Raw genomic sequence first — 17847 nt, 5'->3', positions numbered from 1 at the left:
GGTTTGCAAACCTGGAATGAAGACGCGAGCCCGAACCTGGATACCAGCAACCGCCTGGGCACCCTGCTCGGCTCGGTGGTGACCGGGACCCGCGCAGGCAGCCTGATCGTGCCTGAGCTGATGCGTGGCGAGCCGTTCTACTTCTTTCACCCTGACGCGTTGCCGTCGCGACCTCCGAACTATCAGCTGCCCTACGAGCTGATCTATCCGGTGGTCAAGCTGCAAGGGCAAACGCTCAGCTGGAGCTTCCCGGCGTTTCGCTACACCGGCGCCTATGCCCAGTACGGCTACAGCGTCTCGGTAGAAATCATCTATGGGGTGTTCTGATGGGCCTGGAAGTCTTTGCCGAGGGCAATCACATTCAACTGACGGGCAATAACCCGGTGCTCAGCCTGGTACACAAGCGCACCATCGCGCTGGTCGAGGGGTTCGATCCGTTCAACCGCTCGCTGATGGCCGGCGCCGATGTGACCTTGCCCGCCCACGGCGTGCTGTTGCTGGGGGATACCCAGGGCCAGTACATCTCGGTGGAGTACGGGCTGGGGCACAAGGATGTGGTTCGGTTCGCCTGCTTCAACCCCACGGTCATCACCATCTACGTGTTTGCCAAGGCGCCGATCATGCCCAGCCAGTGGGGGCTGCAGAGTTACTCGGCGAGTGGTGAGCTGCTGTATGACTCCAGCCACAAGACCTTGCGCATCGCCTATGCCGGGCCGGTGAGCAAGGCCGGGATGGATTTCCCGGTGGTACCTGGCAACACCTATGCCGCCGGGCTGGCTTACTACCGCCGCTATTACCTGGTGCCCCCCTTTCACACCACGACCTTTGTCCAGCGCGACATGATCCGTGTCGACCACGGCAGGGTCAGCCTGGGGCGGCGCCTGGCGGTTATCGAGGACAGGAACTGGTCCGACGAAATGTTCCTCGAGCCCAATGCCAGCATGCCTGACCCTGAGCCCGGCCCCGTGGCGCCGCTGATCATCGCGAGCGTTTCCGGTTACTGACGATGGCGCTCGTGCCTGCGCGGCAACCTTCCACCCTCCCGTAGCGCCAGCCAGCGGCTGGCGCACGGCCCAGCATGGAGATACACATGGCCAAACAGACCATCAACCTCGGCACCGCACCCGGCGGTGCCGGCGGCGACACCCAGCGCTCCGCCTGGGTCAAGGCCGTCGCCAATTTCGACGAACTCTATCAAGCCGACGCCAACCTGCAGACCAGCAAGGCTGCGGCAGGCAACAACGCCGACATCAAGGCGCTGACCGGGCTTGTCACACCCCTGACCCTCGCCCAGGGCGGCACTGGCGGCAAGAGCGCCGTCGAGGCTCGCGCAGCATTGGGCCTGGGGACTGCCGCGACGCGCAACGTTGGGCTGGCGGCAGGCAACGTGCTGGAGGTCGGGGCGTTCGGGGTCGGCGGCAAGTCGTCGCCCTACAGCGATTCGATCAACCGCATGGAAGGCGGATTTTCCCTGATCACGCCGAACACCCAGTACGTCGGGGCCACGGGCATCGGCTATGGCTCGGTGCTCACGGTGCCCTACAGCGAGACCGAGTTCCGCGGCGCGCAGCTGTTCTTCGGACAGTCTCCCGAAGCTCGCCTGGTGCTGCGTTCGGGCAGCTTCGCCACGGCCACCTTCAACGTTATCTACCACACCGGCAACACCACCCGTGCCGCCGACGGCACCCTCAAGGCGATCTGATATGACCCGAGCCGCAATCAACCTCAATGGGCCGACCGGCGAAGTCATCGACGTGACCTCGCTGGGGCGCAACGCGATCAGCAGCCACAAGGCGGGCATCGGTGAGTACCGGGTGCAAGGCACCCTGGGTATGGCGCCGCCACCGGAAGGCTGGGGGTATGTCATCAACCCGCTGGATGCAGGGGTCGAGGTGCGCATCCGGCATGTCGCGCCAACGCTGGAAATCAGCATCAGCCGCGACGGTGTCGCGGTCGACCTGCAGCACAGCCTGACCTTGCACGTGGCCGTCGAGCCGCTGCCGCCCGAACCGCTGCCCGAGCCCCGTCCCGACCCGCTGGCCGCCGCCCTGGGCGAGATCGCCAGGCGGCGCGCCCAGGCCGACCAGGTCATTGCCCCGCTGCAGGATGCGGTTGACCTGGAGGAGGCCAGCGCTCAGGAACTGGACAACCTCAGGGCCTGGAAGCGCTACCGCGTGGCGCTCAACCGCCTGCCCGACCAGGACGGTTTTCCTGAAACCCTCGAGTGGCCATCCGCACCGCAATGATCGCCGCTTGCCTGCATGAGGAATCGCCCATGAGCGAACTCTCCACACTCACCGCGACGCTGACGGCCAGGGTGCGCGAAGCGATACCGGCGCTGGCCTCGGTCGACAGTCAGGACCACGCCGACATTTCGCCCGCGCTGCCCGCATTGCGCCACGGCATCTTGCGCATGACCGCCGACGGTGCGCCGCGCGACGGTCGTTCGGTACTGCTCGCCACCTTCGAGGCCGACATCACCCCGGACCCAGCCCAGCCCGAGGCGCGGTTGCAGGGCAGCGAGCTGGCCGCGCAGCTGATGGACCTGCTGCGTCAGCAACTGTGGGGGCTGGATTTCGTCGAAGCCTGCCGCAATGTCCAGGCGCAGTACGACGGCCCCGGCTGGAAGGTGCGCTGGGAACAGCCAATCCTGTTTGGCGAGCCGCGCTGGGACTGGCCCGATCAGCCGCCCGGCAGCCTGATGCTGGGGCTCGATCCAGATACCGGCCCGGGCAAGCAGCAGGCCTATTGGGCGCCGGAGGACCTGGCATGAGCTACGCCACGGCGATGCATGACCGCATGCTGGCGTGCCTGGTGATTCCCTGCTCGGTGGTGACGGTGGACCTGGCTGCGGCGCGGGTGCGGACCTTGAGGACAACTAGTCCGCGACCAGGAATATTAAAGTCGGTGTAGATGCGAACGGCGTGCACTACCGCGCCGGGATAGGATCGGGGTAGAGAACACGCCAGAAGGTATGCAGTGGATGGTTGTATTCCTGGTCAACCTGTTCTCCGTCACGCATCAACCCGATAGGGCGCCGAAGTCCGTGTTCGCCGTTAACAACGGCCAGGTGTTCATGAGCCGCGTGATCATAAACCAGGCAGGCATCATCAAATTGATCATCACCGGTGAAGGGAAGCATTCAAATTATATCCAGAGGCAGCATGGTATTCGCATGAGGCTCATGACAAGTGAGTTTGAGGTGGATGGCATACGCCCAGGTCAAGGGCGTACCTGCATCACCCATCAGCTTATGCACAGCGATGATGTAAATGGCGTGTTGCGCATTAGAATGGAGGGTGGTAGTGACGGCAGGTATCGCTGTATATAATGATTCAAATGTTGTTCAGGTTGACGAAAATTACCGAAACATGGTGTTGATAAAGTCCGGGCAGTTTACGGCGAATTTATCAACTACCCAGCAGGATCTGTGGTGGTCGTCTCTTCAGAGTGTGTGGGCACGCACCACGCCAAATGCAATTATGGCTGTACGTGCTCCTTACCCCGGCGTGTGCCTTGGCCCTGGTTCATACCGAGGTGGACGTAAAGTATGTAACTTCTTTTACCCCGCCAACCAGACGGTTACCTTTCAGTATTATATTTACGATTTGGTAAGCCCGTCATTGTCTGATCGATTTGGCATGCAGGTGTTCAATGGCCAGTCTGTGCTGGTTTACAGCGCTTATGATATCCCATTGCGTGTCATCGACTACGTCGATACGCGTGATCCACCATCGATTGTCGATGTTATCTACCGTGCCCCGCATTTGAATGTGGCTGCTTGTTGCGTTGCTGGTGGGTACATGGTGGATGTGGACGGTGTCGATGTTGAACTTTCATATGGCCGAACCTACTGGAGTGGCTTGGACTTCAAGGGGTACACAGTGAATTATGTCAACGATGCCCCTGGAGCAGAACCAACGGGTTACTGGGGGACGGTTTATCAAAATTTTTTGTTGGTTGATGTGTCGAATGTTCCCCTGAATTATGAGCGTTCATGATGATTGGGTTAGAGGTTTTTAATGCTGATGGTACTGTTCGAAACAGTGTGACGGATAATCTGACGCGTGTTCTGGGTGCTGTGAACGTCAGTGGTTGGGCTGGCAGGGTTGCTTGGCCTTATCCTGATATCGCAAACGATCGACGCCTTGTCACGACTGTGTCCAATCGACCTGTAGTTGAGTCGGAAGTTTCAAATGCTTGGGCATATTACAATCGGTCGACTGGAATGGTTGAGTACAGCCAAGGTGAGGATCTTGTTGCGATTACCCTGTTATTTATGACGTTCTGATAGAGGTTTGAGTGCGGCAATGTTTTGTTGGCCAGTGGGGGATCTCTCCATCTGACTGTTTTGCTTTACAGTCCCGTCCATCAGAATTATTGACGTTGCCGGGTACTAGGATAGGAGGCCCCATGGCGCGTAAAAATATAAATAGGCGCACGACAGCTGATGGCTCGGATGGTGATGACGTTCGCACTGCCTTCACCCAGGCAAACGAGCATTTCACTAAGTTGTATGTCGGGGTCGGCACCGCGCCCGACCAGCCGCCTGGCAGCTTGATGATGGGGCTCGCTCCCGGCACGCATCGAGCCTATTGGCCGCCGGAGGACCTGACATGAGCTACGCCACGGCGATGCACGACCGCATGCTGGCGTGCCTGGTGATTCCCTGCTCGGTGGTGGCGGTGGACCTGGCCGCGGCACGGGTGCGGGTAAGCGACGGCGACTGGACCAGCGCCTGGGTGCGCTGGCATGGCCAGGCCGCCGGCAAGGCCCGCCACTGGCGGGCACCGAGCCTGGGCGAGCAGGGTGTGCTGATCAGCCCCAGCGGCGAGCCGGCACAAGGTACTTTCGTGCCTGGCCTGTATGGCGATGCCGGCAGCGCACCGGATGACCGCGATCATGTGGAAGTCTGGCGTTTCGCCGACGGCGGTTCGCTGAGCTATGACTGGCAGGCCGGGCGCTATGACATCCAGCTGCCCACGGGCAACGCGCGTGTCCAGGTCGGCGCCAGCACCCTGTTGGTCAGCGACGATGCGATCAGCCTTGAGGCCAGTGCCATCACCCTGACCGGCAAGGTCACGGTCAACGGCCCGCTGTTGGTCAGCGGCGACATCAATGGCGGCGGGCGGATCATCGACACCGCCGGCAACACCGCCAATCACAAGCATTGACCGCTGGCCAGACTGGCGGGGTGGTACAGCCAGGCATCCTCTATGCCGTGTACTGATGCCCGCAGGGCTACAGGTCCTGAACGACAAGGCCACGCTCCAGGTTGACGGCAGTTGCCAGAATCTGTGCCTGGTGGCCAAAGGCACGCTCGGCAGTAGCACCGGGCCGCCAACCGATCATCGCCTTCGACCCCCTGGGCTGGGCGTGCCAACACACTCATCATCGTCTTCGCAGGGCCAGGATTGGGCTGTAACCAGGGCTCGGTTGTGGCCTGCACCAAGGGATTGGTTCTGGACGTAAAAGGATACTAAGAGGTCATATGCCACTCGATTCGATCAAGCTGGGAACCCCTCCCAGCGGCGCGGACGGTGACGTTCTGCGCACCGCGTTCATGCGGATCAACAACAACTTCAAGATGATGGACGACATGGGGCTGACCGCGCCCATTTCGCCTACCCGGGATATTTCCGACCTCAACCAGGCGACCAACCCAGGTTGGTACAGTGCCTTGAGTGGAACGACGGCCCACCTTCCGCCCGGGATAACCTACCCAGTGGTGTGTGTCGCACAGACAGCCGTAGGGTTCATTGTCCAGATCGCGCTGGATCCGATGACGGGCAAGTCGGCGAGCCGAGGCTTCAATGCCAATACCCAGGCCTGGAGCGCTTGGCGCTCGACCCCGGCGGCATCCGACCTTGGCACCGCGGCCTTCGCGGCCCTGACCACATCCCCCCGCGACTCCACCGCTGGCCGGGTATTGAAGGTCGGGGACTTCGCCGTCGGCGGCTTCGCCCCAGGTGTGGTCGAGGGTGACATCAACGCGCTGCGCGCCACCGGTGACTATTACGTCGAGGGCAAGAGCCTTGGCGTGCTGCCGTTCAATACCAACGGTTATCTGCGTGTGTGCTCGGTGGCGGGCAGTTATGCCATGCAGTCGTTCACCGCCTACAACGACAGCAGCCTCTACCAGCGAATGCTGATCAATGGCACCTGGACGGGGTGGTATGAGAAGTGTGCACCGACCACTGGGCTGAGTGTTTCCAGCAACCTGAACTTCGAATACAACCGGGACTGTCAGTTTATCGATACCACGGTCAACCGACCCGCGTTCATTGCCTATGGCGTGGTGCGCACCATGTGGCGAGCGGCCAACAGTGAATGCGTGCAGGTCGCCTGGTCGGTCACCAATGAACTGACGGCCATGCGCCGGGTACTGGGTGGCGCCTGGACGGCATGGGTCAATACCACGCCGATGGGGACCGTGGGCCAGGGCTGGCAAGCGACCGCCCGGGCACTCAATACCTCGTACGTGAACGACAGCGGGCGGCCCATCCAGGTCAAGGCACTGGTCGGTCCTGCCACCCAGGTCAACTCATACCTGCAGTGGGTCGTCAATGGCGTCACCCTCACTGGGTCCTACAGCGGCGCCGCAGGCCAGTACATCGACACCGGCGCGATCATTGTCCCGGCGGGCGCGGCGTATGGTTTGTTCGTCGGCAACAACCCGGGGCCGCTCAACAGCTGGGTGGAAATGCGATGACAGGAGGTCGAAATGTTTGATCCGCACATGAAGTATTACCGTGACGAGCCATGGGATGGCCTGGCGATGATCCATGCCTTCAAGGCCGATGGCGCGCAGGATGGGTATATCGACAGCGCCCTGGTTGCGCTGAGCGAAGCCGAGGTCCGGGCGTATTACCAAAGGCTGTTGACGCCCGACCCTGGCAGCGCTGCCCAGGCTGAAGTCGCGCGTCTGCGCAGCCTTGCCGACAGCGCCATCGCCCCGCTGCAAGATGCCGTCGAGCTGGATGACGCCAGCGAGGTCGAGACCGCTCGCTTGCAAGCCTGGAAGCGCTACCGCATCGCGTTGAACCGTGTGGTCGAGCAGCCAGGCTACCCCGCCGAGATCGACTGGCCAGCGCTGCCGTCCTGACCCTGTCGAGTTGAACCACAAGCCCACGCCCGTGGGCTTTTTCATATCAGGAGAACGTCATGCATATCCGCACATTGGATGAGCATGGGACAAGAGGTGCCCAATGATCGGCCTGGACCGCCGCACCGGTCAGTCCTTGTCGGGCGTCGCCCACTTGCGTCAATCCATCGAAGACATCCTCACCACCCCGCTGGGCAGCCGGCGCATGCGCCCGGAGTACGGCAGCCAACTGCGTCGCTACGTCGACCTGCCGGTCAACGAAGGCTGGAAGAGCGCGGTGCAGGCCGAAGTGGCCCGCGCCCTCGGACGCTGGGAGCCGCGCCTGCAACTGGAGCGGGTCAAGGTACTGGCCGTGCTCGACGGCCAGGTCAGCCTGGCCCTGAGTGGCCGCTACCTGGGCGACGACGCCCTGGTGGAGGTGACCGTATGAGCCAGGTCGACCTGTCGAAACTGCCCGCCCCGCAACTGCTCGAAGACCTCGATTTCGAGGTGCTGTACCAGGATGACCTGGCGAGCTTTCGCGCCCAGCTGGGCGACGCCTGGAGCGCCAACCTGGAAAGCGACCCGGTCACCAAGCTGCTCGAGGTCGGCGCCTACCGCAAGCTGCTCAACCGGGCGCGCATCAACGACGCGGCCAAGGCGCTGCTGCTGGCCTACGCCCAAGGCAGCGACCTCGACCAACTCGCGGCCAACGTCAGCCTGCAGCGCCTGGTGATCCAGGCCGCCGACCCGAGTACGATCCCAGCGACCGAGGCCGTGCTCGAATCCGACGACGCCCTGCGCGAGCGCGTGCAACTGGTCTATGAAGGCCTGACCACCGCCGGCCCACGCAACAGCTACATCCTCCATGCCCGCAACGCTTCGGGGCGGGTCGCCGACGCGACCGCCGAAAGCCCGTCGCCGGCGGTGGTGGACGTCACTGTGCTGAGCCTGGACAACGACGGCGTGGCCAGCCCCGAGCTGCTGGCGCAGGTAAGCGCCTACCTCAACGACGACGACATCCGCCCGGTCGCCGACCGGGTCAATGTGCGCAGCGCCGAGGTGTTGCCGTACCGCGTCGAGGCGGTGCTGCACATGGCCGACAACGGTCCGGAGTTCGAGGCGATCCTCAGCGAGTGCCGGCGCCGTCTCCAGGCTTGGGTCAATCCGCGTCGACGCCTTGGCGTCGAGGTCGCCCGCTCGGGCATCGACGCGCAATTGCACATCGACGGCGTCAGCCGGGTCGAACTGCTCGGCTGGCACGACATCCGTCCGAGCAAGGCCCAGGCCGCCTGGTGCACCGGCATCGACCTGCAGCGGGGTGAGTGACATGCAGAGTCTTCTGCCGCTCAACCGCACGCCACTGGAACGGGCCATCGAGGTGGCCGCCGACGAAGACCTCAAGGTCACGTTGCGCACCCTCTACAACCCCGACACCTGCCCGGCGCACCTGCTTTACCAACTGGCCTGGGCCTGGTCGGTGGACCGCTGGGACGACAGCTGGAGCGAGGCGATCAAGCGCTCGGTGATCCGCTCGGCGTTCTTCGTCCACGCCCACAAGGGCACCCTCGGTGCCTTGCGCCGGGTGGTCGAGCCATTCGGCTACCTGATCGAGGTGCAGGAATGGTGGCAGGCCCAGCCTGCCGGCGTGCCGGGGACCTTTGCCCTGAAGGTCGGGGTGGCGGACAGCGGTATCGATGAACAGACCTATCAAGAGCTGACCCGACTGATCGAGGACGCCAAGCCGGTCAGCCGGCACTTGGTCGGGCTCGACATCAGCCTCGAAAGCCACATCCCCGCCTATCAGGCCGTTGCGCTCTACGACGGTGAACTGCTGGAGGTACTTCCCTGGCAGGCATCGGACATCGACGTACACCTGGGCGCTTACAACCTGGTGAGCGACCACACCTCGGACATACTGGACATCTACCTCAATGGCTAACTCAACGACCCAATTCGGTGGGTTCCTGACCAACGTGGGCATCGCCCAGCAGGCCAACACCGCCGTGCTGGGGCTGCCCTGGAACATCACCCACATGTTGATCGGTGATGCTGGCGGCGAGCCTTCGCAGACCCCCGACCCAACGCCCAAACCAACCCAGACCGCGCTGGTGCGCCAGGTCTATCGGGCTCAACTCAATGCCCTGTATCAATCGCCTGCCGACCCTGGCGTGCTGGTGGCCGAACTGGTTCTGCCACCGGAAACCGGTGGCTGGTGGATCCGCGAGCTGGCGCTGGAGGATGCCAACGGCAACTTCATTGCCGTGGCCAAACCGGCGCCCAGCTACAAGCCGCTGCTGGCACAAGGTTCCGGGCGCACCCAGACCATCCGCATGCATGTGGTGTTCGGCAACCTCGCCAATGTCACGCTCAAGATCGACCCGAGTATCGTCCTGGCCACTCGCGATTACGTCGACAAAGCCCGCGAAGCGGCAGAGTTGTATGCGCGTAACCAACTCAAGGCGCATCTGGAGGCAGCCGACCCCCACCCGCAGTACCTGCGTCGTGCCGACGCGGCCAAAGACGTCGGGCCGCTAGCCTGGCTTGGTATTGCCACCGGCACCGCCAATGCCTTGACACTGAAACTCAAGAGCGGCGAATCGGCCCTGGCAGCCTATGCCCCTGGCCAGCGCTTCCAGTTCCAAGCCAGCGCCACCAATACCGGTGCCGTGACGGTGCGTATCAATGGCTTGGCCGCCGTGGCAGTGAAGAAGTCCGGCAATGCCGGCCTGGTCGACTTGGTAGGCGGTGACATCCGTAGCGGTGTCCTGTACGACCTGAATTACGACGGAACCAGTTTCCAACTAGGCGGTGGTGTCGGCGCAAGCAGGGCGTTCGAGCGCTTTTCATTCGAGGCGTCGGTCGGCCAGACCGTCTTCAACCTGGCGCATACCGTCGGCAGCACCATCGTGCTGCGCAATGGCCGCGAGATCACCGACTACCTGTCCGATGGCCTGAAAATCACCTTCAAGGCTCCGTGCAGCCTTGGCGAAGCTGTGGAGATCCTGGCATTCAGTTCGTTCCAGGCTGCGAACAGCTACACCAAGGCCGAGACCCAGGCGCTGCTGAATACTGCATCGGCGTTGCCGGTGGGAACCATGCTGCCGTTCCCGAGGGGGACGGTGCCGGCGGGCTTCCTTGAGGTCGACGGCAGTACCCAGAGTGCGGCGGTGTATCCGGACCTGGCTGCTTACCTGGGTGGGGCGTTCAACACGGGCAATGAGGCTGCAGGATTCTTCCGCCTGCCGGATACCCGCGGTGAGTTTTTGCGAGGTTGGGATCATGGACGCGGTGTAGATCCAGGGCGAGGAGTGGGAACATGGATAGACGAATCCCTGAAGTCTCACTACCACAAGGATGTGAGCTTCGTGGACAACGTCGGCGGTGGGCAAGGTGCGAGCGGAGTTACCGGCGCGGCGGCTACCCCTTCCACCGTGTTTGGCAAGGCTTACGGCAGCTCTTCCTCGACGGCCAAGGGCTACATTGAAACTTCGCCAGGCTCTATGTCTGGCGCAATTGGTGGCTTGGTATCTGGCTCTACTGGTGGTGTGGAGACGAGGCCCCGAAGCATTGCCGTAATGTGGTGCATCAAGGCCTGGAGCGCGCCGGTAAATCAGGGCCAGATCGACGTCGCGGCCCTTGTTGCCGAACTGACGGTATTGCGCTCCTCGACACCTGTCGGTGCGATCCTGCCGTTCCCCAAGGCCGAGGTACCAGCCGGTTACCTCGAGCTTGATGGCAGTCTTCAAAGCGCGGCGACCTACCCGGATCTGGCGGCTTACCTGGGCACCACGTACAACAAAGGTGTAGAGCCGGCAGGGTTCTTCCGCTTGCCGGACTCGCGAGGAGAATTCCTGCGTGGTTGGGATCATGGGCGAGGGGTTGATGTCGGGCGTGAGCTTGGCAGCAACCAACTTGACGCCTTCAAGAGCCATGGTCACGGAGCCCCGATGTGGGCATCCAATGTTCTGGATAACACCGGCGGCCCGTTCTTTGTCGGCGCTGATGCTGGTGGAGTCGCTACAGGTACAAACTTCACAAACCTTACCTCCACGGGCGGTGGGGAGACTCGCCCACGCAACCTGGCGGTCATGTGGTGTATCAAGGCTTGGAATGCGCCTGTGAATCAGGGGCAGATCGATGTTGCTGCGTTGGCGGCAGCAGTCGATGAGCAAGCTGTGAATGGCCCTGTCGTTGGTAGCATGCGTAATGCGTCGATGAGCGTTACGTCGATTTCATCGAGCGCCACATTTACAGCAACTGAGATTATCGTAGGTTCAGGGGATGGGCGGACTTACTGTATCAGGAATTTTAAACAGGTAGTCAACCTCACCGTTGTTGGTAAGGGCGGTGTTGACACGGGTACGATCCCAGCGAATGGTTTTGCCGCACTGTATGCGTTGCTCAATACCGCGACCAAGGAAGTGGCGGTTATGGCGGTAAATGCCAGTGCGGCGGCCGCTGTCTCCGAAATTTACGCCGGAGCACATATGCCCGGAGGCTTCAATGCTTCTGCGTTAATCAGTATTGTGCCAATGCATACGACTGCCAATACCTTCGCAATTGTTTCTCAGCTTGATCGAGAAGTTCAAATCATACAGAAGAATGTGCTGAATATTAGTTCGAGCTACAGCCTTGACTTGGTGCCGCTAAATATTGCTCCGGCCGTCCCCTTCAACGCAAAAAAGGTTGGGGTGTATGCAAGTGCCAACCAACTTTCTGCGGGTCAGGGAGTTGCAATGAATCTGGCCGGTAACACTCAGGGTACAGGTGGTTTTGCTGTGATGGCGTCGGTAACAAACTCCGCCATGACTGGAGGCGGTTATGGTGACCTGATAATGAGCACTCCGCAGAACATCGCTTACAGCATGATGAATGGTTCTAATGGCGGTTACCAAGTCAACGTTCGTAGCTATATGTTTTAAGGGGTGTTTATGCACGTACAATTTAAGAGTGCCACGCATGCCGAGGTTTGCGCCTCATTCGCAGGGCCACAAGACCCTATGTATTACCTAAACCTCGGTGAGGTAGAGGAAAACGATGAACGCTATGTTTCGTTCATTAGGCGGATGAACATTGTAAATGCTGTTGGAGCGGTATCTGCGGAAAGAGGGTGGCGCGACAAGATGTTGGCCGGAGCGGTCTGGCTGCGTGATCGGCACCGCGACCAGCTGGAAATTGGCGCCACCACCACGCTGACCGCCGATCAGTTCGCCGAGCTGCTGGTGTTCATGCAGGCTTTGCGCGACTGGCCCCAGTCCGAGGCGTTTCCTGACGTATCAGCGCGGCCGGTGCCCCCGGCTTTCCTTGAGCAATCAGGGGGTGATCAATGAGTCGCGCCGATGATCTGGCCGCGATTGAGCGCGGCTTGCTGGCGGTACGAGGGCTGAACAATGCCCCGATCATCGCCAACAAAGTGTTGACCGAGAATGATACCGGCGTGGTACTGGTCGATGCCTCCGCCGGCTCGCTGTTGATTGTGCTGCCGGCGGCGACCAAGCCGATGGACATCCGCGTGCAACGGATCGACAACAGCGGCAACAACCTGACCGTGCGGGCCGCAGGCGGCGAGTCGGTCAAGTTTCATACCCATCTGCGCCCGGCAGGCTATGGCCACTTTGTGCTGCTGGGCGCCGGTGACTTTTGGCATTTACGCAGTGATGGCGTTGGTAACTGGCTGCTGCTCGACCGGTTCGATAACACCCCGCTGGGACGCATCGCCTTTGAAACCACGACAGCCACCAACCCAGGCGGCTGGGGACGGCCTGATGCTCGGTTGTTGGGGCGTGGCGATTGGCCCTGGCTATGGGACCACGCCGAGCAGTCCGGAATGCTGGTAAACGATGCTCAAAGGGCCGGGATGGAAGGTGGATGGACCCGTGGTGACGGGACCAGCACTTTCCGTATCCCCGAGCTGCGCGGTGAGTTCATGCGCTCGCTTGACGAGGGACGCGCAGTGGATCCGACACGAACGCCTGGTTCATACCAGTCCGCTTCGCTGGTACATGGGGAGATCGTTGATGCAGTTTCGTCATTCCGGCGAATGCAAAATATGAAACCTAAGTTTTTCGATGTCGCTGATACAAACGAAACCGTAGCGGTGTCGACGACGACGGCGTCCGTCACTACACAAACAATTGCGGCGAACAGTGTCTACTTTGGTGCTGTAAGACCTCGCAACATAGCCTATCCAAGCCGTATCAAACTGATCTGAATCGGCTTCGCATCAATCAATAGACACCTACCTATACAGGGCTGCTCTCTACCTGAGTCAAGCCTGTCCAGGCCCCGCACCAGCGGGGCCTTTTCATATCTGAACCTGGAGCAAACCTACATGAGTGGATTCTTCCACGGCGTCACCGTGACCAACGTCGACACCGGCGCCCGCAGCATCGCGCTGCCGTCGTCCTCGATCATCGGCCTGGTCGACACCTTCAGCGAAGGCCCGGGCGCCAGCGCCAAGGCCAATGACCTGGTGCTGATCACCAGCGAGCGCGAAGCGGTCGCGGCGTTCGGCCAGGACGCGGCGATCACCAAGGCCTGCCGCGCCATCTACAGCCGCGCCAAGGCGGTCATCGTCGCCTGCGGCGTGGCCAAGCTCGAAGACGCCGCCGAGCAGACCTCGGCGATCATCGGCAACGTGCTGGCCGACGGCAAGCGCACCGGCCTGCAGGCGCTGCTCGACGGCAAGAGCCGTTTCAACGCCCAGCCACGCCTGCTGGTCACCCCCAAGCACAGCGCCACCCCAGCCGTCGGCACCGCCCTGGTGGCCCTGGCCGACAAGCTGCGCGCCATCGCCATCATCGACGGCCCCAACAGCACCGACGAAGCGGCCATCGCCTACGCCAAGAACTTCGGCGCCAAGCGCGCCTTCCTGGTCGACCCAGGCGTGCGCTACTGGGACAACGCCGAACAGGCCACCGTCGATGCGCCAGGCTCGGCCTGGGTCGCTGGCCTGTTCGCCTTCACCGACCGCGAGTACGGCTTCTGGGCTTCGCCGTCGAACAAGGAGTTCGTCGGCATCACCGGCACCAGCCGCGCCGTGGAGTTCCTCGATGGCGACGACAGCTGCCGCGCCAACCTGCTGAACAACGCCAACATCGCCACCATCATCCGCGACGACGGCTTCCGCCTGTGGGGCAACCGTACCCTGTCGAGCGACCCGAAATGGGCCTTCGTCACCCGCGTGCGGACCATGGACATCGTCATGGACGCGATCCTCTACGGCCACAAGTGGGCCGTCGACCGCTCCATCACCGCCACTTACGTCAAGGACGTCACCGAAGGCTTGCAGGCCTTCATGCGCGACCTGAAGAACCAGGGCGCGATCATCAACTTCGAGGTGTTCGCCGACCCGGAGCTGAACACCGCCAGCCAGCTGGAGCAGGGCAAGGTGTACTGGAACATCCGCTTCACCGATGTGCCGCCTGCCGAAAACCCCAATTTCCGCGTCGAAGTCACCAACCAGTGGCTGACCGAAGTCCTCGATTCCGCCGCTTAAGGAGCGCACCTACATGGCAATGATTCCCGAAACACTGGCCAACCTGAACCTGTTCGTCGATGGCGTCAGCTTTCAGGGCGACGTACCCAGCCTGACCCTGCCCAAGCTCACCCTGAAGACCGAGGAGTACCGCCCCGGCGGCATGGACATGCCGGTCGAGCTGGACCAGGGCATGGAGAAGCAGGAAGCCGCCTTCACCACCACCGGCGTGCGCCGCGAGTCGCTGAAGTTCTTCGGCCTGGCCGACGGCACCGGCTTCAACGGTACCTTCCGCGGCGCCTTCAAGGGCCTCAAGGGCAAGATCAACCCGGTGATCGTCACCCTGCGTGGTGCGCTCAAGGAAGTCGACATGGGCGACTGGAAGTCCGGTGACAAGGCCGAGATCAAGCACAGCGTCGCCGTCACCTACTACAAGCTCGAGGTCGATGGCCGCCTGGTCTACGAAATCGATGCCCTGGGCATGAAACGGGTGATCGATGGTGTCGACCAACTGGCCGCCCAGCGCGCGGCACTGGGTCTTTAAGGAGAACGCTCGATGACTCAAGCGAAGAAACTTCCACAATGGCTGACCGTCGACGCCGAGCGCGTGACCGTGCGCCTGTCGCGCCCCAGCGAGGCCAACGGCGTGCAGGTCGACAGCCTGTCTTTGCGCGCACCGACCGTGCGTGACATCCGCAACGCCCAGGCCGGTGGCGCGGGCGATGACGAACAGCGCGAGCTGAACCTGTTCGCCTCGCTGGCCGAAGTCGGCGTCAAGGACCTGGAGGGCCTGGCCCTGAAGGACTACAGCCGCCTGCAGAACGGCTATTTTCGCCTGGTGCAGGACGACGAGGTTTGACCCTGCCCGGCAGAAGGCCGCCGCCCGGCGGCTGGCCAAGGAGCTGAACTTTTCCGCCAGCGAAATCATGACCATGTCGTACAGCGACATGGTCTGGTGGCTGACGGAGTGACAAGGAGCAAGCCATGGCGAACACACAGGTGTTCACCCTAGGCGTCACCCGCGACCAGGCATTGGGCAGGTCCGTCGACAGCTTGCGTGGCCAGGTCGAGCGCCTGCGCAGGCAAGCGGACGGGACCCGGCTCGGGCGGTTGATCGGCGAGGTCATCCGCCTGGGGCTCGAGCTGGACAAGGTGGGCCAGGCCGAAAGGCAGCTGGATAACGACCAGGCAGGTGCCCATGAGGCGCAGCTCGATCGATTGCGCCTTGAGGTGAACGAGGTCGAGCGCTTGCGCAGGCTGTACCTGTCCCTTGGGCGCAAGCCGCTGGAACTGCGTGCGATGGTGGTGGCCTCGAGTGCGGCCGCTGCCAAGCAATCTCCAGTCCCCACGTTGGAGCAGCGCAAGGCGGCTTTGCTGGAGGGGACGAGCCCCGCACCACGGCCGGCCCGGGGTGATCCGCCCGAGGCGCGCAGCGGGGAGCAGGGGCGAGTGCCTCTGGCGTCGGCGAATGCTGGTTTGGCGGTGTTCAAGGCTGGAGCGGTCGGTGTCGGTACTGTTGCTGTAGCCGCTGGCACTGCTTGGGGAGCCCGTGCGTATTATCAAAGCCGAACGCCCGAAAGACAAAGTGAGATCACCAGGGGACTGCAGGAGAACGGTGGCAAGGCTGGCGCCAAGGGCGTCACCAGGCTTGGCTTGGCCATGCTCAAGGACAAGGGCGAGGATAAGGCCGAGGCTGCAGGCGCAGCCCTTGGAGGCGTACTCGGCAACCTCGCAGCGGAGCTCCTGGGTGGCCTGACCAAGAACCAGCAGATCCAGAAGTACGGTGGCGAAATCGGCGAAATGATCGGTGAAGGCGTCGGTGGGCTGATTGGCAAGACAGTCTTCGGCTGGTTCTCCGATACACCCGCCGCCAACGATGCTTCAGGCAAGGACAAGGCTGCGGCTGACGCTTCAGCGCAACGTTCTGCCGAGGTGCCCGAGGGGGCCGCCACGGGGCCTGGAGAGGCCCGAAGCGCCGCACCCGAGAGCGCTGCTGTGGTTCAACAGCGTCCCCCCGAGGGGCCCGCCAATGGCGCTCGGGAGATCATGCAGGGCGGATTGATCGCGGCAGGCGCGCTGGGGGGGACCGCGTTTGCCGCCTGGGGCGCGCGGAGCTATCAAGGGCAGTCTCCCGAGCGGCGCAACGAGATCACCAACGGCATTAGGGACAATGGTGGCAAGGCCGCCGCCAAGGGCGCGACCAAGCTTGGCCTGGCCATGCTCAAGGACAAGAGCGAGGACCAGGCCGAGGCGGTGGGCGCCGCTTTCGGGAGCGTACTGGGGAGTCTTGGGGCCGAACTGCTCGGCGGCGTGACCAAGAACAAGCAGATCCAGAAGTACGGCGGCGAGCTTGGCGAAATGATCGGTGAAGGTCTCGGCGGCCTGGCTGGCAAGACGCTTCATGGCTTGTTCTCCGACAAGCCTGCCGCCAACGATGCTCCTGCCGACAAAGCCAAGGCACCTGCCGCTGCCGCTCGCATGCCGAAAGCGAGTGACGATGCCGAGGAGGCGGAGGAAGAGGAGGAGGAAGAAGAGGTCGACGAAGCCGAGGATGAGGCGGCCTTCTTCGAGGCCCAGGAAGCTGTCCCGGACAGCCCGCCAGCCACTGCATCGCCGACCCGCGCGGTCGGGCTTGCCGGTACTGCGTTCACGGGGCTGGTGGGCAGGGCAGGGGCCGGCAACGCCGGTGCCTCGGTGGCAAGGCGAGTGTTCAGGCGCATCCCGGGTGCCGCCTTGCTCGACACCGGCCTGCAACTTGCCGAGACCTACAACAGCGATGCCACCCCCGAGCAGAAACTCGAGGGTTATGGTACCGCCGTCGGTGGCCTGGGAGGCGGCCTGGCCGGTGCTGCGGCAGGTGCGGCCATCGGTTCGGTGGTGCCGGTGATCGGCACCGCGATTGGCGGCCTGATCGGTGGCGTGCTGGGCAGCATGGGAGGTGAAAGTATCGGTGGCTGGCTGGGCAAGGCGCTGGGTTCGGGCAAGGAAGAGCCCGCCGCCAAGCCAGGCCTGGGGGAAACGGTGCGGGCAATGGATAGCCCCGCAGCACAGCCGCCGCTACCCGCGCCATCGGTAGCGACGGCAACGCCAGCGGTCCCGCCCGCGCCAATCAACCAGCAATTCACCTTCACCGCCAACATGCCGGTCACGTTCAGCAACAGCCTCGATGACCCTTCGGTGCTGCAACAGCTGGAGGCCATCGCCCGGCGCCAGCTGGAGGAGCTGATGCGCCAGGCCCGTTCGGTGCAGTTGGCCGACACCCCACACATTGCACTTTAAGGAG

The 17847-nt window shown here is 62.6% G+C and carries 20 protein-coding genes and 1 pseudogene; all 21 read left to right on the top strand.

The annotated features are described in order from the left end of the window. The first annotated feature begins 3 nt into the window (after positions 1 to 3). The 21 genes and pseudogenes from KSS95_RS21595 (at position 4) to KSS95_RS21495 (ending at position 17843) form a co-directional block, all read left to right on the top strand. Positions 4 to 327 carry a hypothetical protein gene (locus KSS95_RS21595; protein WP_217849478.1) on the top strand — a complete coding sequence of 108 codons (324 nt, stop codon included), beginning with the start codon at positions 4 to 6 and terminating at the stop codon, positions 325 to 327. Next, positions 327 to 1004, top strand: coding sequence for a hypothetical protein (locus tag KSS95_RS21590; protein ID WP_217849476.1), 678 nt, complete (start codon positions 327 to 329; stop codon positions 1002 to 1004). Before KSS95_RS21595 ends, KSS95_RS21590 begins: the two co-directional genes overlap by 1 nt. An 86-nt stretch (positions 1005 to 1090) precedes the next feature. Beyond that, positions 1091 to 1702 (top strand): hypothetical protein, encoded by a 612-nt coding sequence (locus KSS95_RS21585; protein ID WP_217849474.1) that lies wholly within the window; start codon positions 1091 to 1093, stop codon positions 1700 to 1702. Between the two features lies 1 nt (position 1703). After that, a complete protein-coding gene (locus KSS95_RS21580) occupies positions 1704 to 2246 on the top strand; it encodes a tail fiber assembly protein (protein WP_217849472.1) in 543 nt (180 codons plus the stop codon). A gap of 29 nt (positions 2247 to 2275) precedes the next feature. Further along, on the top strand, positions 2276 to 2773 hold the full coding sequence (locus KSS95_RS21575; protein ID WP_217849470.1) for a hypothetical protein: 498 nt from the start codon (positions 2276 to 2278) through the stop codon (positions 2771 to 2773). Further along, positions 2770 to 2865, top strand: a pseudogene (locus KSS95_RS21570) (phage baseplate assembly protein V); the annotation flags it as partial. The gene KSS95_RS21575 and the pseudogene KSS95_RS21570, both read left to right, overlap by 4 nt. Before the next feature lie 109 nt (positions 2866 to 2974). Continuing rightward, on the top strand, positions 2975 to 3331 hold the full coding sequence (locus KSS95_RS24940) for a phage tail tip fiber protein (protein ID WP_437179564.1): 357 nt from the start codon (positions 2975 to 2977) through the stop codon (positions 3329 to 3331). Beyond that, positions 3306 to 4001: a hypothetical protein gene (locus KSS95_RS21560; RefSeq protein WP_217849466.1), complete on the top strand. Its 696-nt coding sequence runs from the start codon at positions 3306 to 3308 to the stop codon at positions 3999 to 4001. The genes KSS95_RS24940 and KSS95_RS21560 overlap by 26 nt, the downstream gene beginning before the upstream one ends. A gap of 615 nt (positions 4002 to 4616) precedes the next feature. Then, entirely contained in the window at positions 4617 to 5174 is a 558-nt protein-coding gene (locus tag KSS95_RS21555) for a phage baseplate assembly protein V (protein ID WP_217849464.1), read from the top strand. Positions 5175 to 5491: 317 nt separating this feature from the next. After that, a complete protein-coding gene (locus KSS95_RS21550; RefSeq protein WP_217849462.1) occupies positions 5492 to 6712 on the top strand; it encodes a pyocin knob domain-containing protein in 1221 nt (406 codons plus the stop codon). A 12-nt stretch (positions 6713 to 6724) separates the two neighbouring features. Beyond that, positions 6725 to 7105: a tail fiber assembly protein gene (locus tag KSS95_RS21545; RefSeq protein ID WP_225935539.1), complete on the top strand. Its 381-nt coding sequence runs from the start codon at positions 6725 to 6727 to the stop codon at positions 7103 to 7105. Positions 7106 to 7208: 103 nt separating this feature from the next. Further along, a complete protein-coding gene (locus tag KSS95_RS21540) occupies positions 7209 to 7535 on the top strand; it encodes a GPW/gp25 family protein (protein ID WP_217849460.1) in 327 nt (108 codons plus the stop codon). After that, positions 7532 to 8413 (top strand): baseplate assembly protein, encoded by an 882-nt coding sequence (locus KSS95_RS21535; RefSeq protein WP_217849458.1) that lies wholly within the window; start codon positions 7532 to 7534, stop codon positions 8411 to 8413. Before KSS95_RS21540 ends, KSS95_RS21535 begins: the two co-directional genes overlap by 4 nt. Before the next feature lies 1 nt (position 8414). Further along, the gene (locus KSS95_RS21530) at positions 8415 to 9026 is read left to right on the top strand and encodes a phage tail protein I (protein ID WP_217849456.1); all 612 of its coding nucleotides are present in this window, start codon (positions 8415 to 8417) and stop codon (positions 9024 to 9026) included. Next, positions 9019 to 12009, top strand: coding sequence for a phage tail protein (locus KSS95_RS21525; protein ID WP_217849454.1), 2991 nt, complete (start codon positions 9019 to 9021; stop codon positions 12007 to 12009). Before KSS95_RS21530 ends, KSS95_RS21525 begins: the two co-directional genes overlap by 8 nt. A gap of 9 nt (positions 12010 to 12018) precedes the next feature. Next, positions 12019 to 12417 carry a phage tail assembly chaperone gene (locus KSS95_RS21520; protein ID WP_225935538.1) on the top strand — a complete coding sequence of 133 codons (399 nt, stop codon included), beginning with the start codon at positions 12019 to 12021 and terminating at the stop codon, positions 12415 to 12417. Further along, the gene (locus KSS95_RS21515) at positions 12414 to 13298 is read left to right on the top strand and encodes a phage tail protein (RefSeq protein ID WP_217849452.1); all 885 of its coding nucleotides are present in this window, start codon (positions 12414 to 12416) and stop codon (positions 13296 to 13298) included. The genes KSS95_RS21520 and KSS95_RS21515 overlap by 4 nt, the downstream gene beginning before the upstream one ends. A gap of 120 nt (positions 13299 to 13418) precedes the next feature. Continuing rightward, entirely contained in the window at positions 13419 to 14585 is a 1167-nt protein-coding gene (locus tag KSS95_RS21510; protein WP_217849450.1) for a phage tail sheath subtilisin-like domain-containing protein, read from the top strand. Between the two features lie 13 nt (positions 14586 to 14598). Continuing rightward, positions 14599 to 15108 carry a phage major tail tube protein gene (locus tag KSS95_RS21505; RefSeq protein ID WP_217849448.1) on the top strand — a complete coding sequence of 170 codons (510 nt, stop codon included), beginning with the start codon at positions 14599 to 14601 and terminating at the stop codon, positions 15106 to 15108. Between the two features lie 12 nt (positions 15109 to 15120). Continuing rightward, positions 15121 to 15423: a phage tail assembly protein gene (locus KSS95_RS21500; RefSeq protein ID WP_217849446.1), complete on the top strand. Its 303-nt coding sequence runs from the start codon at positions 15121 to 15123 to the stop codon at positions 15421 to 15423. Positions 15424 to 15548: 125 nt separating this feature from the next. Further along, complete coding sequence (locus tag KSS95_RS21495; RefSeq protein ID WP_217849444.1) at positions 15549 to 17843, top strand: hypothetical protein; 2295 nt, start codon at positions 15549 to 15551, stop codon at positions 17841 to 17843. Positions 17844 to 17847 lie beyond the last annotated feature (4 nt).

The organism is Pseudomonas muyukensis (assembly GCF_019139535.1).
GTDB lineage: Bacteria > Pseudomonadota > Gammaproteobacteria > Pseudomonadales > Pseudomonadaceae > Aquipseudomonas > Aquipseudomonas muyukensis.
This window is presented reverse-complemented; position numbering and strand designations above follow the sequence as displayed.

Coding starts and splice junctions, on each gene's coding strand:
- KSS95_RS21590 (WP_217849476.1), top strand. CDS start 327: ATGGGCCTGGAAGTCTTTGCCGAGGGCAATCACATTCAACTGACGGGC.
- KSS95_RS21585 (WP_217849474.1), top strand. CDS start 1,091: ATGGCCAAACAGACCATCAACCTCGGCACCGCACCCGGCGGTGCCGGC.
- KSS95_RS21580 (WP_217849472.1), top strand. CDS start 1,704: ATGACCCGAGCCGCAATCAACCTCAATGGGCCGACCGGCGAAGTCATC.
- KSS95_RS21575 (WP_217849470.1), top strand. CDS start 2,276: ATGAGCGAACTCTCCACACTCACCGCGACGCTGACGGCCAGGGTGCGC.
- KSS95_RS24940 (WP_437179564.1), top strand. CDS start 2,975: ATGCAGTGGATGGTTGTATTCCTGGTCAACCTGTTCTCCGTCACGCAT.
- KSS95_RS21555 (WP_217849464.1), top strand. CDS start 4,617: ATGAGCTACGCCACGGCGATGCACGACCGCATGCTGGCGTGCCTGGTG.
- KSS95_RS21550 (WP_217849462.1), top strand. CDS start 5,492: ATGCCACTCGATTCGATCAAGCTGGGAACCCCTCCCAGCGGCGCGGAC.
- KSS95_RS21545 (WP_225935539.1), top strand. CDS start 6,725: ATGTTTGATCCGCACATGAAGTATTACCGTGACGAGCCATGGGATGGC.
- KSS95_RS21540 (WP_217849460.1), top strand. CDS start 7,209: ATGATCGGCCTGGACCGCCGCACCGGTCAGTCCTTGTCGGGCGTCGCC.
- KSS95_RS21535 (WP_217849458.1), top strand. CDS start 7,532: ATGAGCCAGGTCGACCTGTCGAAACTGCCCGCCCCGCAACTGCTCGAA.
- KSS95_RS21530 (WP_217849456.1), top strand. CDS start 8,415: ATGCAGAGTCTTCTGCCGCTCAACCGCACGCCACTGGAACGGGCCATC.
- KSS95_RS21525 (WP_217849454.1), top strand. CDS start 9,019: ATGGCTAACTCAACGACCCAATTCGGTGGGTTCCTGACCAACGTGGGC.
- KSS95_RS21520 (WP_225935538.1), top strand. CDS start 12,019: ATGCACGTACAATTTAAGAGTGCCACGCATGCCGAGGTTTGCGCCTCA.
- KSS95_RS21515 (WP_217849452.1), top strand. CDS start 12,414: ATGAGTCGCGCCGATGATCTGGCCGCGATTGAGCGCGGCTTGCTGGCG.
- KSS95_RS21510 (WP_217849450.1), top strand. CDS start 13,419: ATGAGTGGATTCTTCCACGGCGTCACCGTGACCAACGTCGACACCGGC.
- KSS95_RS21505 (WP_217849448.1), top strand. CDS start 14,599: ATGGCAATGATTCCCGAAACACTGGCCAACCTGAACCTGTTCGTCGAT.
- KSS95_RS21500 (WP_217849446.1), top strand. CDS start 15,121: ATGACTCAAGCGAAGAAACTTCCACAATGGCTGACCGTCGACGCCGAG.
- KSS95_RS21495 (WP_217849444.1), top strand. CDS start 15,549: ATGGCGAACACACAGGTGTTCACCCTAGGCGTCACCCGCGACCAGGCA.